This is a genomic window from Streptomyces sp. NPDC025651 (assembly GCF_055558735.1).
This window is the reverse complement of sequence record NZ_JBVHLZ010000003.1, coordinates 528,360-543,664: the sequence shown is the minus strand read 5'-3', so window position 1 is coordinate 543,664 and position 15,305 is coordinate 528,360. Positions and strand designations below refer to the sequence as shown.

Sequence of the window (15,305 nt, the reverse complement as noted above, 5' to 3'; positions counted from 1 at the left end):
GTACGCGTGGACATCGAAGAGTTCGTCCTGCCCCGGTCGCGGACGGCGAACGAGCGGCTGCACACCATGATCCCCGGGGGCGCGCACACCTACGCCAAGGGCGACGACCAGTACCCCGAGGACCTGGCCCCGGTCATCAGCCACGGCCGCGGTGCCCACGTGTGGGACATCGACGGCAACCGCTACATCGAGTACGGATCAGGCCTGCGGTCGGTCAGCCTCGGCCACGCCCACCCACGCGTGACCGAGGCGGTGCGGCGGGAGATCGACCGCGGGAGCAACTTCGTCCGTCCTTCCATCGTGGAGGTCGAGGCCGCGGAGCGCTTCCTGGCCACCGTGCCGACCGCCGAGATGGTGAAGTTCGCGAAGAACGGTTCGGACGCGACCACCGCCGCGGTGCGCCTGGCCCGCGCCGTCACCGGGCGCCCGCGGGTGGCGCTCTGCGGCGACCATCCGTTCTTCTCCGTCGACGACTGGTTCATCGGCACGACGCCGATGTCCGCGGGCATTCCGGCACAGACCAACGAGCTCACCGTGGCGTTCCCCTATGGGGACCTGGCCGCCACGGAGGAGGTCCTGACCCGCCACCAGGGCGAGGTCGCCTGCCTGATCCTCGAACCCGCCACCCACACCGAGCCCCCGCCCGGATACCTCGCGGGCCTGCGCGAACTGGCCGACCGGCACGGCTGCGTACTGATCTTCGACGAGATGATCACCGGCTTCCGCTGGTCCGAGGCGGGCGCCCAGGGTCTGTACGGCGTCGTCCCCGACCTCTCCACGTTCGGCAAGGCGCTGGGCAACGGATTCGCCGTCTCCGCCCTCGCCGGGCGCCGCGAGCTGATGGAGCGGGGCGGGCTGCGGCACTCCGGCGAACGGGTGTTCCTGCTGTCCACCACGCACGGTGCCGAGACGCACTCCCTGGCGGCCGCGATGGCGGTGCAGGCCGCCTACGCCGAGGAGGGCATCACCGCCCGACTGCACGCTCTCGGCGAGCGGTTGGCCGCCGGTGTGCGCGAGGCGGCGGCGGGCATGGGCGTCGGCGACCACGTCGTCGTCCGGGGCCGGGCGAGCAACCTGGTCTTCGCCACCCTCGACGAGAACCGGCAGCCGTCCCAGGAGTACCGCACCCTGTTCCTGCGCCAACTCCTGGCGGGCGGGGTCCTCGCCCCGTCGTTCGTGGTGAGCAGCGCGCTCGACGACGCCGACATCGACCGCACCGTCGACGTGGTGGCCGACGCCTGCGCGGTGTACCGCAAGGCGCTGGAGGCCGGGGACCCCGCGCCGTGGCTGGCGGGGCGGCCGGTCAAGCCGGTGTTCCGCCGCTTGGCGTGACGTGGGGTGGAGGCGTGATGGCGTGACGTGACGTCAGTGAGGGTCCCGGCAGCCGGAGTCGGCCGTCCGCGAGGTGATCCGGTCGGCCGCCCGGTCGACCAGCCACGCGGTCGCCGGGACCACCGCCAGCGCGGTGCACCAGCCACCGAGCACGTCGGTCGCGTAGTGCGCGCCGAGGGACACCTGCGCCCAGCCCATGGCGGCTCCGGCGACCAGCGCCGCGGCGAGGACGAGTGACGTGCCGGCCGCCCTGCCGAGGCCGAGGCGGCCGGCCACGAGCAGCGCCACCACGAGGGCCAGCGCGGTGACGAAGGCGGTGTGCCCGCTCGGATAGGACAGGTTGTCGCCGTGGATGGTGCGTCCCACCGGGTACTTGACCAGCGTCGTCGTCACCACCGTCAGGCCGCCACCGGCGACGACGAGCACCGCGGCGCGCGGAAACCGCCGCAGCAGGCAGCCCGCCACGACGGCCACGACCGACACCGCGGCTCCGGCGGGTTCCCCCAGGAAGTCCACGGCCAGGGCGGCGTACCGCCACGGCGGCCGCACGCTGTCCGCCGTCGGGTCGACGACCCACCTGTCGACCGCGCCGGGCTCGCTGTGGCCGGCGTACAGGACCCCGACCACGACGACCACCAGCGCGGCGAGGACCGCGATCGACCCGAGCCACGCGCGCAGGGGAGGGGGCAGCGCCGGCCGTTCCGGTTCCGCTCCGGCCAGGCGATCCAACGCGAGCCCCCCCGTATCGTGTCCGACCTACCCGCCCATGACCACGACTGCCCGTGAAAATAGCAGAGTTGAAGCGGGAGGCCGGACGTCCTCCCGCTCGACGCGTCCGGTCAGCCCTGGTCCTCCCTGGTGTCCAGATGCTCGGCGAGTTCCGCGATCGTGACGTAGCGGAACAGGTCGACCATCGAGACCCGGATCTCCATGATCTTCTGGATGCTCTGGGCGATCCGGAGCGCGGCCAGCGAGTCCACGCCGAGCGCGAACGAGGTGTCGTGCACGTTGAGTTCGGTCAGCCCCAGCTCGCGGGCCCAGATCCGGGCGAGGGCGCGCTCGGTGTCGCTGAACTCGCCGCTCTCGTTGCCGAAGAGCTTCGGCTCGCCGTCGGACGGCGCGGCCTGCGCCGCCGTGGCCGACCCGGTGTCGCTGCCGCGGGCCGCGGCGACGGCCTGCTGGATCGGGGCGGCCAGCACCAGCGGTGCGCGGCGCAGCAGCTCGGTGAGGCCGGGAGACCCGCCCAGCTTCGGGTAGTTGATCTCGCCGACGACCACGGGCGTGCACGCCGAGGCGAGGATCTCCTCGAAGCTGTTGAGGCCGTCCTCGATCGACACCGACCGGAAGAAGCCCTGGTCCTGCTGGACCCCGTGGTCGAACGCCATGCCGGTGTCCAGCCAGTCGCTCCAGTCGACCGTCACCGTCCGCCTGCCGCGGGCGGTGCGCTGCTCGGCGAAGTGGTCCAGGTAGCTGTTGGCGGCCGTGTAGTCGCCCTGCCCGGCCGCACCGAAGATCGCCACCGTGGAACCGAAGTTGACCATGCACTCCGGCGGGTCGTCCTGGGTGACGAGGTCGAGGACGGTGGCGCCGAGGACCTTGGGGTCGAGGGTGCGGCGGAAGGTCTCGGGGTCCTTGCGGAAGAGGAAGCCGTCACCGGCGACCCCGGCCGCGTGCACGACGCAGCCGATCGCCCCCAGCTCGTCGCGGACCTCGGCGACGACGCCCTCCATGGCCGCCAGGTCGGTGACATCAGCGGAGTAGCTGCGCACGTCGGCGCCGTTCCCGGTCAGTTCGCGCAGCGCCTCGATCTGCCTTCGCACCTTGGCGTCGGTGACCGTGTCCCACTGCTCGCGCGGCGGCAGCTCGGTGCGGTTGACCAGGGCCAGCCGCGCGCCCGGCACCGAACGGCTCAGATGGCGGGCGACCGCGAGGCCGAGCCCGCCCAGGCCGCCGGTGATCAGGTACACCCCGTCGGGGCGCACCGGCTCGGACCGCGGCTGCTCCCGGAGGTCCACCGGTGCGAGCTCGGCGACGTACCGCTGTCCGTCGCGCAGCGCCACGGTGGTGGGCGTCCGTGCGCCGAGGAGCTCGGCGCAGACGGCCTCGGGGCCGGTGTCCTCGGCGATGTCCAGGCAGAACACGTCGGTGTTCTCGTACTCCTGGCCGATCACCTTCGCGAGCCCGAAGAGCGTCGCGTGGACGGCGGCCGTCTCCTGTTCGGTGCCGGTGACCCGCGCCACCGACGGCGCGACCACACTGATCCGGGCCGGGGCGACGCCGCGCTCGGAGAGGCTGCGCGCCAGGTGGAACAGGCTGTGGACGCCGTGGGCCAGCCGGGCCTCCAGGACGGCCAGGTCCTGCTGGACGCGGCCGTCGGCCGGGGCCGCGACGTGCACGACCTCGTCGGGGAGCTCCGTGCCGAGCGCGTCGAGCAGCCGGTCGAACCCCTCGGCGGTGGGCGGTACTTCGTACTCGTCAGGAGCGGACTGCCGCCACTGGGCCGCGAGCGACGCCTCGGTGACACTGACGCCCCGCGCGCGCAGTTCGGCGCTCAACGTGCCGCCGATGCCGCCCTGTTCGCCGATCACGAGGATCCGGGCGGGCGAGGTCTGCTGCCCCTCGGGCGCCGGGGCCGGTATCCACGTGAGGGTGTGGTGGCGGGCGTGCGGGCGCAGCCGGGCGACCGTGCGCTTGGCGTCGGTGACGCGCTTGACGGTGAACCCGCGGATCTCGGCCGCGGTGGCCCCCGACTCGTCGCAGATCACCACGTCGACCTTGCGGAACTCGGAGTTGTTCGCGTAGCCGGGGTGGGGCTGGACGAAGCTCAGGCCCCGGGCGGGCAGCGGGCCGTGCAGGAGCAGCGAGTCGTAGCCGACCGGGAGGAAGAAGTCCCGGTCGCCGAGGGCGGTCCTGCGGTCGTCGGCGGTGTCCAGGACGGCGAAACCGCTGAAGCCGGTGGCCTGGTCGAGCAGCGTCGGGTGCAGGGGGTAGTCGTGGCACTCGGCCCGGTACTGCTCGGGCAGGTCGAGGACGCCGAGGGCGGCGCGGACGCCGACGTGCACGGTCGGCAGGCTGCTCCGCCAGCGGTCGCCGAACTCCATCACCTTGTGCTCGGTCTGCCGCAGCGTGATGTCCACGCTCTCCAGCGAGCAGAGTTCACGCAGCTGTTCCAGGTTCTGCTGCGGCGGGGGCGCGGTGAGCGGCCGGACGCCGACGGTGCCCTGGACGTGCACCGTCCAGCGGTCGCCCGCCGGATCGAGGCCCGCGACCGTGAACTCGGCATGTGTGTCGTCGAGTTCGCGGATGGTCGTGTGCGCGGTGCGGGGGATGTTCTCCTGCACGAGCAGCGGGACCAGGAAGGTGATGTCGCGGAGTTCGGTGACGGGCCGTCCGAAGTGCTGCGAGGCCGCGGCGCGGGCCATCTCCAGGTAGGTGGTCCCGGGGACGATCGCCTCGCCGAGCAGCTTGTGCTCGGAGAGCACCCAGTGACGCTCCAGCGAGAACTCGGTGAGGAAGACGGACTGGCCCATCGTGCGGAGCAGGACCTGGTCGAGCAGCGGGTGCGGGCCGGGGGTGTGCCGGGCCGCGGCCTGCGGGACCTGGGGCTCCATCCAGTGGTGCTTGTGCTGGAAGGGGTAGGTGGGCAGGGGGATGCGGCGGCGCTCCTGCCCGGCGTAGTAGCCGGCCCAGTCGGGCGTGGTGCCGGTGAGCCAGAGGGTGGCGAGGGTGCGCTGGATCGTCTCGGCGGCCGTCCGGCGGTCGCGTTTGTGGGGGAGCGAGGCGAGGGCGGTGGCCTCGACGCCCGCGCCGGTGAGGATGCGCCGGGCGAGGCTGCTGAACGTCTGGCCGGGGCCGACTTCGAGCAGGGTGGTGCCCGGTTCGGTGGTGGCGGTCCGGATGCCGGTGGTGTACTCGACGGTCGAGCGGATGTGGTTGCCCCAGTAGTCGGGGTCCGTGGCCTGGCCGTCGGTGATCCAGGTCCCGGTCAGGTTGGAGACGAAGGGCGTCCGCGGCGCGTGGCGGTCGACGGCGGCGACGGCGGTGGTGAACTCCGCGATCATCGGCTCCATCAGACCGGAGTGGAAGGCGTGGGACGTCGCGACGGCCTGGGTGGGCCAGCCGTGCTCGTCGGCGAGCTCGGCGAAGGAGCGGATCGCCTCGTGGGAGCCGGAGACGACGCAGTCACGGGGGCCGTTGTGGGCGGCGAGCGAGAGACCGTCGGTGAGGGCGGCCTCGACGGTGGCGCGGTCGGCCATGATGTTGAGCATGGCGCCGGGGGCCTGGGCCTGCATGAGGCGGCCGCGCAGGGCGACGAGGCGGAGTGCGTCGGGGAGGGTGAAGACACCGGCGACGCAGGCGGCGACCCATTCGCCGAGGCTGTGGCCGATCATGGCGGTGGGGGCGATGCCCCAGGACTGCCAGAGCCGGGTCAGGGCGTACTCGATCACGAAGAGGGCGGGCTGGGCCCACTCGGTCTGGTCGAGCCGGCTGTCGCGGGTGAAGACGATGTCGCGGATGTCCTCGCCGAGCTGCGGCAGGAGGAGTTCGGCGCACTCGTCGACGCAGTCGCGGAAGACGGCTTCCTGCTGGTAGAGGTCGTGGGCCATGCCGGTGTGCTGGGAGCCCTGACCGCTGAAGACGTACACCAGCGGTGCGGCACCGCCCGCGACGTGAGCGGTGACGACATGGGCCGGGTCGCGGCTTTCGAGGGCGGCGGCGACGGCGTCGGGGTCCTGGCCGGTGACGATGCGGCGGTGGGCGAAGGCGCGGCGGCCGGTGGCGAGGGTGTGCGCGGCGTCGGCGAGGTGAGGTTGCTCGTGGCGCAGGTGGGCGGCGAGGCGGTCGGTGGCCTGGTCGAGGGCTTCGGCCGTGCGGGCCGAGAGGATCAGTGTTTCGGTGGGGCGGGGGCTGGCGGGGGACGGGGCGAGGAGGGGGGCTTCCTCCAGGATGAGGTGCGCGTTGGTGCCGCCGAAGCCGAAGGCGCTGACTCCGGCGCGCCGGACGCGGCCCTCGCTGCGGGGCCAGGGTGTTGCTTCGGCCTGGACGCGGAAGGGGCTGTTGGCGAAGTCGATGTCGGGGTTGCCGCGGGTGTAGTTCAGCGAGGCGGGCAGTGTCTCGTGCTTGAGCGCCAGGGTGGTCTTGAGCAGGCCGGCGATGCCGGAGGCGGCGTCGAGGTGGCCGACGTTGCTCTTGAGCGAGCCGAGGGCCCAGGAGCCGTTGTCGCCGAGCGCCCGCGACAACGCCTGCACCTCGATCGAGTCGCCGATCACGGTGCCGCTGCCGTGCGCCTCGATGTAGTCGATGCTCTCGGGGTCGACCTCCGCGACCGCCAGCGCCTCCGTGATCACCTCGGCCTGCCCGGCGACGGTCGGAGCCGTGAAACTCGCCTTGACCCCGCCGTCGTTGTTGACGGCCGATCCCTTGATCACCGCGTGGACGGTGTCGCCGTCGGCCAGCGCGTCCTCAAGCCGCTTCAGCGCCACCACGCCGACGCCGTTGCCGAAGACGGTGCCCCGGGCGTCCGCGTCGAACGGCCGGATGTGCCCGTCCGGGGAGAGGAAGGCTCCCTCCTGGTAGAGGTAGCCGGTGTTCTCGGGCACCTTGTAGGAGACCGCGCCCGAAAGCGCCATGTCGCACTCGTAGTTGAGCAGGCTCTGGCAGGCGGCGTGCAGCGCGACCAGGGAGCTCGAACAGGCGGTCTGCACGGGGAAGCTCGGCCCCCGCAGGTCGAGCTTGTACGACACCCGGCTGGTGAGGAAGGCGAGTTCGAAACCCAGGCCGACGTTCTCGCCCTTGATCGCCTCGCCGTGCTCCAGGTTGCTGAGGATGTTCCCGAGGTAGGCGGTGGTGCTTGCGCCGCCGAAGACACCGACGCTGCCGCCGTACTGGGCGGCGTCGTAGCCGGAGTGCTCCAGCGCCGACCAGGCCGTCTCCAGGAAGAGCCGGTGCTGCGGGTCCATGATCTTGGCCTCGCGGGCGGTGTACCCGAAGAACTCGGCGTCGAACAGGCCGATGCCCTCGAACTTGGGCGCGGCCTTGACGTAGTGGGGTTGTCCGAAGTCCTCGGGCGACACACCGGCCGCCGCCAGCTCCTCGTCGGTCAGGGCGACGATCGACTCGACGCCGTCGCGGAGGTTCGACCAGAACTCGGTCAGGTCCCCGGCGCCGGGGAAACGCCCCGCCATCCCGACGATCGCGACACCGTCCCGTACCGCGGGATCCGTGAACTCAGTGGTCATCATTGGCCCCTTGCCCTTCGACGCCGTCGCGCGTGCTGACGCCGCCGCGTCTTCTCTTCCGCATGCCCCAAGTGCCTTGGGGCCGTTACGTGTTGCCGCAGCCTGTGGAAGCCAGCCGGGAGCCGCGTACTCCGCGGCTCCCGGCCCGGCTTCGCCCTCAGCGCCCCTGCCGAGAGCTCAGAAGGCCGCCCCCTCCTGGGATTCGGGATCGAAGGAAGCGGTCGGCCCGAACATGCGGGCATGCTTCGCCGCGGCGAGGTCCAGCGTGCCGCTCTCGTCCCGGGCGCTCGCGACGTCCGCCAGCTGGTTGACCATGGCGGGCTTCGCCAGCTCCTGATCGCGCAGTTCGGGGGAGCGGGACATCAGGACCATGGCCGTGGTGCTGTAGCCCGACGCGACCCAGGAGTCCCAGATCTGGTCGCGGTCCTGCTCCTGGTCCGCGAAGAGCTCCTCGCGGCGGGGGTGCCGGCGCGTGGGAGCCGCCTCCTTGGCGCGGGCGTCCGTGCGCAACTGGACCCGGCGGCCGTCGACATAGGCGACGGCGATGCCCTTGCGTATGGCGAAGTTGAGGGCCTGCGCCGCCGTGTCGGCTATCGGCTCGCCCTTGTCGTTCAGCGACGTGTTGCACACGATCGGAACGCCTGTGCTCCGGCGGAAGGCCTCTATCGCGCGGTAGAGCAGAGGGTTGGTCTCGGAGTTCAACGTCTGGCGTCGAGCCGAGTCGTCGAGATGGAGGATCGCCGGAACCAGCGGGCGCTTGGACTCACGGACGTTCGCCGTCTCGAGCATGTAGGGCGAAGGCCAGGGGTCCTCGAACCAGTCGCCGGTGTGCTCTTCCAGAATGATCGGAGCGACGGGGCGCCACCACTGCCGGCTCTTGTACTCGTTCAGCAGGTCCTTCGACCGGGTCGAACGGGGATCGGCGAGGATGCTTCGATGGCCCAGTGCCCTCGGGCCGATCTCGGCCGCCCCGTCCGCCCACACCAGCGGGCCGCTGCTGATGTCCTCGACGAACTGACCGTCCGTGAAGTCCTGGACGTCCTCGATGAAATCGTCGAAGTGCCGCAGGGCGACCTCGACATCGGATATCTCGGAGCCGTGGTAAGGGCTGCTGAGACGGAAGTCGGCCGCGGGGAGTCGGCCCGTGCCGACGAAGCCGAGAAGGCCGAGACCGAGGGCCTGGCCGGAGTCGTTGGCGCAGGGCGGAGTGAGCAGGCCCTTGAAGCCGTAACGGCGCAGGAGGAAGGAGTTGGTCGGGCAGTTGAGGGCAAAGCCTCCGCTGAGGGAGAGATAGGCCTCGCGCGGGTCCACCGCTCCCGATTCGAGCAGCCGGTCGACATTGCGCACCATGACGAGCTCGCAGGCCGTCTGTACGAGCTTCATGACGGCGGACTGCAGGTGCTCCTGCGCGGTGAAGCGGCTGTCCAGTTCCATCGACGGCAGTTGGGATTCCGCCGCACGGATGATGGCCTGGACGAACGGAAGCGTGTCGATCAACGGCACGCGTCGGCCGCCGAAAAGCTCCAGCTTCTCCACGGCCGCTTCGATGTCGTAGGCGATTTCTGTGGGGCACGCCGACGCCAGAGCCATCAGCGTTCCGGGCTCCTTGCCGAACTCGGATGACGCGGCGTCATAGATGGGTGCCGGTGACTCGACGGGAGCGAAGTCGACATCGCCCTTCTTGGAGACACAGCCCGTGTACCAGTATTTCTTGCCCGTCTGGTCGAGGCCGAAGTCGGGCCGCCCGTCCACCGCGAACCCGACGATGGTCTGATTCCGGAAGATCTCGGTGTCCAGAAGCAGGCCGCTGTACAGGTGGGCGAGGCTGTGGACCGGATATTCCTCGGCGCCCGCCGGCAACTTGATGTCTTCGTGATGCGGCAGGCCGGGGGTGCCCCACGACGTACTCACGTCCTCCAGGGAAAGCCCTTCGGCCGCGAGCAGCTCAGCGAGCACCCGGTTGAACCGGTCCACGGTGAACAGGGGCCAGAAGTGGTGCTTCTGCCCGCTGATGCGCTCGAGTTCCCATATCCTGACCAGCTCGACTCGTGAGTCGGAACTGCGCCACAGCGCAATGTTCTGGTCATGGCGCGGCGCGATGACAGACAGGTCGTTGGTCGGAGAAATGTAGCTGGATAGGAAGTACGTCGCATCGGAGCGAGCGGTCACGATTTCCCCCTTCGGCGGTTGGGCGGTGGCTGCTGGTCGGGCCGTCGACGGCCCATGTCACGTCGCGGCGACGCCGCCCTGAGGCATGCGCTCTTCGACGAGCTGAATCAGTTCGCCGACGTTCTCGACGGTGAACATGTCGACGACGTCGAGCGGGACGTCGAATGCGCTCTGGATGGAGACCATCAGGCGGAGCAGCGAGACGGAGGTGGCCCCGAGGTCGTCGAAGGTGTTGTCGGGTGAGACTTCGAGGGGGGCGAATACTTCAGAAATCACCGACATCAATTCGGCTGACTGGCTGTTCGACATTCCGTGTTCCCGGATCCCTTCTGATGTTCGCGGGCAACTGCTGGATCGATGGGTCTTGGCGTGCCTAGGAAATCGACGGGGCTTGACGTGCCTGGGAAGCCGCGTCGGCGGTGGCGTTGAGCGCTTCGAACAGATCGCCCTTGAGGGCACGCGAGACGAAGCCGTCGGGCCCGCTGGGCAGACCGCCGACGACCGTGGTGCGATGCACGATGCGCTCCTCCTTGAACAGGAGACCGTCCACCGGACCGGCGTGCGCCACGGAGCGGTTGTCCCACATGACGAGGGTGTCCTGGTCCCAGCGGACCCGGGCGTGGATCTCGTCGCGCCCGGCGAGTTCGTCGAGGAGGAAGTCCAGCAGGGCGGCGCTTTCCCGGGGCTTGAGACCGCGAATCGACTGCAGGAACACGGTGCTGATGTACAGGCTCCGCGCCTGGGTCTCGGGGTGGACGCTCACCAGGGGATGGAGGGCGACGAAGGGTCCCGTCGACTTGCCGTCGAACCGGGGCGGCGCCGAGGGGTCGTGCCGGGAGTGCATGGCCTGCAGCGTGTCGAGGTATTTCCGGAGGGAAGGCGAAAGACCGGAGTAGAGCGCTTCCAGATTGGCGAAGAGGGTGTCGCCGCCCGCGGGAGGAATCTCCACGCCGCGCAGGATGGTGATGGAGTTGGGATTGGCCATGAACGTGCTGTCGATATGCCACTCGGTGCGTATGCGCCGCGGCCTGGCACCGAGACCGGCCTCCGACTGGGCAAGGCCTGCTCGTTCCTCCGAAAGCGCGGTCCGCAGCACGGCAGGGGATTCGGGCAGGCCGTTCGTAATGGGATGGGCGGCGGTGGCGCCGCCGAAGGCGTCGGTGAGTGCGACCTGGCGCGCGTCGTCCATCGGCTGATCGCGGAAAACGAGGACCTTGTGGTGGAGCAGGGCCTCGCGCAGACGGGCGACAATGTCGGGCTTCAGATCGACGGTGAGATCGACGCCTGAAACCTCCGCGCCGGTGATTGGAGTGAGAGGCCGAAAGGTAATTTCTGACACCGGTTACCCCCAGTACTGTGGCTATGCGATGAATCGTCGGGCAGCTTACCCCAAGCGAACTCTCCCGAACAGGAAAATTAGCGCAAAGGGCAGTGTGTGGGTTGATGTCCGTTTCGTGATCGAGATTGGGTATTGACGCCTCGCCGGACTGTCCGGTTATTATCGGCTTGGTCCCATGTTGATGCACTGGCATCGTGACTCCGGCGTGAATTCGGATCAGGTCAGTGCATTCGCCGAGAATCCTTTGTGGGGGAAGTACAGAATGCCGGTCGATAACCATCAGGCCAAAACGGGAGCGGTGACCTACGGCCAACTGTCGGTCCTGCGCTCGCTGGAGACGCACGGTCCCGACCACCGGTCGGTCGCCAACCTGGTCAGCGTCTGGGAGGTGCCGTTCGGCGTCGGTGCGGCCCAGGTGATGGACGCCTGGCTCCAGTTGGTCGCGGCGCACGAGTCGCTGCGGACCACCTACGACCTGAGCGGGCCCGCGCCGACCCAGACGGTCCACCCGTTCCGCCCGTCCAAGGTGGCGGCCGTGGAGCTGGCCGACGACACCTTCGACGCGGCCCTCCTGCTCGGCGCCGAGTCGGCGGCCGAGCCGATCGACATCGAGACCGAGCTGCCCTGGCGCGCCTTCGTCACGACGTACGACGGCGATGCGCTCCACCTGGTCACCGTGATCCACCACGTGGCGGCCGACAACGGCGCGTTGCGGGTGCTGGAGGAACAGCTCGGTCGGCTCCTGGACGGCGGCGCGCTCGGACCGGTGGTCCAGCCGCTGGAGATGGCGCGGGCACAGCAGGAGGAGTCGGCTTCGCGCAGCCTCCGGCACTGGACCGAGGTCTGGGGCGGACTCGTCCCGTCGGACCGGGATCCGGGTGACGGCAGTGAGCGGCGCCGGGCCTCGCTCTACAGCGTGGAGGGCCTGGCCGCGGCGCAGGAGCTCTCCGAACGGCTGAAGGTCTCGGTTCAGTCCGTGGTGCTCGGCGTCGGCGCCCTCGCGCTGGCCCGGCTCAAGGGAACCGACCGGCTGACCTTCGCGCTGATGGCCGCCAACCGGCTCGACGCCCGGTGGCTGTCGATGGTCAGCTCGCTCAACCAGTTCGCCCCGGTGACCGTCACCATCGACGAGGGGGCCGACCCGCTGGAGTACCTGCGGGCCGGCTACTTCCAGTGCATGACGGCCTACATGCACGGCTGCTACGACGTCGACGCGCTGAGGACGAGCCTTGAGGAGGCGGGGCGGCCGGAGGCGGACCCGACCGCCTTCGCCAAGCACTTCAACTTCCTCGGCGACGTGGACGCCGAGCCCGATGCCGGATCGGCCCTGCGCACCGGGATCCAGTGGCGTTCGTCCACCCAGCGGTCCGGGCCGAACTTCCATCTCGCGGTGGCCACGGGGAAGGGGATCCTCATCGGCGTGGGCGCGAGCCAGGACTATCTCGAAGGCAATCTCCCGGCCGTCCTCGCCGCCTCGATCGAAGCCGGTCTCATCAATATCTCCAAGGGCTCCGATAAAACCCTGGGAGAGGTTTCACTGGATAATAGATGGCGGGCTTTCTGAACGCCGGATGCGGGAGGGGAATTGTTTTTCCACCCCTCCCGCGAATCGGCTTTCCACAGTTGGTCGGAGCCGGTTCTAGAATCCCGCGCAGATGCCGCGACGCTGCTTCTTCATAATGAACACCTCCCTGTCTGCGGTGACTATAGCCATGGGCGGTCGGGGGACGGAAGGAAATTCCGGCCAAGGCGCCGGAAAGTCGACCAGTAGGGACGGAACCTCATGCACTCGGCACGACCGCGGAAAGCCCACGACGAGTCCGGAGCCCCCGAGCTCCAGGACGACCAGGGCTGGTTCGAACTGTGGAACGTCCAGCAGGGGTTGTGGCTCCAGCACCTGTTGGACGAGAGCCGGGCGGATTCCAACCTGCCGATGTGGCACCACCTGCACGAGGCCGTGGACATGACCGCCCTGCGCCGCGCCGTGGCCCTCCTGGTGGACCGGCACCAGGCGTTGCGGCTGTCCTTCCGGGACACTCCGGACGGCCCGCGTCAGCGGGTGCTGCCCGTGCTCGACCTCGACGTGCCGCTCGTCGACCTGACCGGCGCGGCCGACCCCGAGGCCGAGGTGGACCGGCGTGTCAGGACCGAGAACGCGACCGCCTTCGACGATCTCGGCACACCGCCGGTGCGGGTGAAGGTCTTCCGGCTGGCGTCCGACCACCACTGCGTCTACGTGAACGTGCACCACATCGTCTCCGACGGCACCAGCATGGGCATGCTGCTGCGCGAACTGCTGCTCTCCTACCGGGCCTTTGCGGCCGGGGAGGAACCGTCGCTGCCCCCGCTCCCGACCGATTTCGCCACCTTCGTGCGGGACCGGCAGCAGTGGCTGGCGGGTGCGGAGAGCAAGTCCATGGAGACGTACTGGCTCGACCAGTTGGCCGGGCCGCTGCCGCGACTGCGCATCGGGGACCACGAGGCACCCGCCGACGACGTGGTGAACGAGACGCTGGAATTCGGCGTCGAGGCCGACATCGCGGGAGGTCTCGCGGCGCTGGCCAAGGAGTTGCGCGTCACGATGCACGTCCTGCTGCTCGGCGCGTTCGTGGTCGCGCTGCGCGACATCAGTTCCGACGACGACATCGTCGTGTGCGTCCCCTTCTCCGGCCGCGACACCGCTCAACTGGAGGGAATGTTCGGCAACTTCGTCAACCCCCTCTCCGTCCGGATGACCATGTCGGACTCCGACGCCTTCGCCGACGTCGTGCGCCGGGCCAGGACCGCGAGCATCGGCGCGTACGCGAACAGCAGGTATCCGTTCACCCGGCTGCTCGAAAAGCTCGACGTCGAGGCCAGGCCCGGTCAGAACCCGGTCTTCCAGAGCTCCTTCTGCTTCGCGGACTTCCTCCCGCCCGCCGGGCAGACCTCGCAGCTGGACCTCTGCCTCTTCGGCAGGCCGGCCGGGGACGAGCTCAGCCTGCGGCTGAACTACAACTCCCGCCGTCTCGCCAAGTCCGAGGCCGAGGAGGTCCAGGCGGTCTTCCTGGCCGTGCTGCGGCAGATCGTCGACGACGCGGCGATCTCGCTAAAAGCCCTGTCGGAACCCCTGCGGCAGGCGCGGCAGGCCCGACGGGCGACGCGGACCAGGCCCGGAACCGGCCGTCGGCTGGGGAGCCTGCGAGCCTCCCGGACCGCGACACCGAACGCCTGAGCCGGTACCCGGCCACCTCATCGAAGGAGGAGCTCATGGATGCGCAGCGTGACGGCGACGGATACGTCGTGGTGATCAACTCCGAGGAGTGGTACTCCTTCCGGCTCCTGAGACGCGCACGGCCCGGCATGCGACCGCGGCCCCCGTGGCAGGGAACGGCAGGGGGGACCGGCCGGTGAACGCGCTCGTCAGGCCCCTCGCCGACCGACCGCGGGCGGGCACGCGACTGTTCTGCTTCCCGTACGCGGGAGGTGGCGTCTCGGCGTTCCGCGGCTGGGGCGCCGCCCTGCCCGATGACATCGAGCCGTGGGCGATCCAGCTCCCGGGCCGCGAGGAGCGGTTGGGTACGCCGCCGCTCGACCGGATGGGCGATGTGCTCAACGCGCTGGTTCCCGCGCTCATCCCGTACCTGGACCGCCCGTTCGCCTTCTTCGGACACAGCATGGGCGCCCTGGTGGCGTGGAACCTCACCTGCTCGCTGCAGCAGCTGGAGGCCGGATCACCGACCCGGCTGTTCGTATCGGGATGCGTGCCGCCCCAGGCCAGGGACGCGGCCGCGCCGCAGTACCACGCGAGTCCGGACGACGAGCTCGTCGAGAAGCTGCGGTCCTGGCGCGCCACTCCGGAAGAGGTGCTCGCGGACCCGGAACTGATGGCCCTGATGCTCCCGGTGATCCGCGCCGATCTCGCCGTCGTCGAGACCCACCGGTTCGCCGGCGCGCCGCTCCTGGACTGCCCGGTCTCCGCGTTCGGCGGGACCGAGGACGAACCCGCGGGCAACGCGACGCTGCCGCGCTGGGGCGAGCTGACGGCCGGTGGTTTCGATCTGCGCATGTTCCCCGGCGGCCACTTCTTCCTGCACTCCGCCCGCCCGGCCGTGCTCGCCGAGATCACCGACCGGCTCGGTGCCGCCTCGTCCCGACTGGGCGGTCACTGAACCGAAACGCCTGCCGCGGCGAGGCGGTGAGCAGGAACGCGTACGCCCCCTGGGACCGGAATCCCAGGGGGCGTA

General features: G+C 70.1%; 10 protein-coding genes. 5 read left to right on the top strand and 5 right to left on the bottom strand.

All coding sequences use genetic code 11. The annotated features are described in order from the left end of the window. The first annotated feature begins 6 nt into the window (after window positions 1–6). Window positions 7–1,332: a glutamate-1-semialdehyde 2,1-aminomutase gene (locus tag ACZ4D5_RS14720; protein ID WP_467772721.1), complete on the top strand. Its 1,326-nt coding sequence runs from the start codon at window positions 7–9 to the stop codon at window positions 1,330–1,332. 33 nt (window positions 1,333–1,365) lie between these two features. Here ACZ4D5_RS14720 and ACZ4D5_RS14715 read toward each other — a convergent pair whose 3' ends face one another. The 5 genes from ACZ4D5_RS14715 to ACZ4D5_RS14695 form a co-directional block, all read right to left on the bottom strand. After that, window positions 1,366–2,061, bottom strand: a complete 696-nt coding sequence (locus tag ACZ4D5_RS14715; RefSeq protein ID WP_467772720.1) for a phosphatase PAP2 family protein — start codon at window positions 2,059–2,061, stop codon at window positions 1,366–1,368. Window positions 2,062–2,171: 110 nt separating this feature from the next. Further along, a complete protein-coding gene (locus tag ACZ4D5_RS14710) occupies window positions 2,172–7,571 on the bottom strand; it encodes an SDR family NAD(P)-dependent oxidoreductase (RefSeq protein WP_467772719.1) in 5,400 nt (1,799 codons plus the stop codon). 177 nt (window positions 7,572–7,748) lie between these two features. Further along, window positions 7,749–9,740 (bottom strand): carbamoyltransferase C-terminal domain-containing protein, encoded by a 1,992-nt coding sequence (locus ACZ4D5_RS14705; RefSeq protein ID WP_467772718.1) that lies wholly within the window; start codon window positions 9,738–9,740, stop codon window positions 7,749–7,751. 57 nt (window positions 9,741–9,797) lie between these two features. Then, window positions 9,798–10,049, bottom strand: coding sequence for an acyl carrier protein (locus tag ACZ4D5_RS14700; RefSeq protein WP_467772717.1), 252 nt, complete (start codon window positions 10,047–10,049; stop codon window positions 9,798–9,800). Between the two features lie 64 nt (window positions 10,050–10,113). Then, window positions 10,114–11,079, bottom strand: a complete 966-nt coding sequence (locus ACZ4D5_RS14695; RefSeq protein ID WP_467772716.1) for a TauD/TfdA dioxygenase family protein — start codon at window positions 11,077–11,079, stop codon at window positions 10,114–10,116. A gap of 298 nt (window positions 11,080–11,377) precedes the next feature. Here ACZ4D5_RS14695 and ACZ4D5_RS14690 point away from each other — a divergent pair, with 298 nt between their 5' ends. The 4 genes from ACZ4D5_RS14690 (at window position 11,378) to ACZ4D5_RS14675 (ending at window position 15,230) form a co-directional block, all read left to right on the top strand. Next, window positions 11,378–12,643 (top strand): condensation domain-containing protein, encoded by a 1,266-nt coding sequence (locus ACZ4D5_RS14690; RefSeq protein WP_467772715.1) that lies wholly within the window; start codon window positions 11,378–11,380, stop codon window positions 12,641–12,643. Window positions 12,644–12,862: 219 nt separating this feature from the next. Continuing rightward, window positions 12,863–14,293, top strand: coding sequence for a condensation domain-containing protein (locus tag ACZ4D5_RS14685; protein ID WP_467772714.1), 1,431 nt, complete (start codon window positions 12,863–12,865; stop codon window positions 14,291–14,293). A gap of 35 nt (window positions 14,294–14,328) precedes the next feature. After that, window positions 14,329–14,472: a hypothetical protein gene (locus ACZ4D5_RS14680; protein ID WP_467772713.1), complete on the top strand. Its 144-nt coding sequence runs from the start codon at window positions 14,329–14,331 to the stop codon at window positions 14,470–14,472. Further along, window positions 14,469–15,230: a thioesterase II family protein gene (locus tag ACZ4D5_RS14675; RefSeq protein ID WP_467772712.1), complete on the top strand. Its 762-nt coding sequence runs from the start codon at window positions 14,469–14,471 to the stop codon at window positions 15,228–15,230. The genes ACZ4D5_RS14680 and ACZ4D5_RS14675 overlap by 4 nt, the downstream gene beginning before the upstream one ends. The last annotated feature ends 75 nt before the right edge of the window (window positions 15,231–15,305 follow it).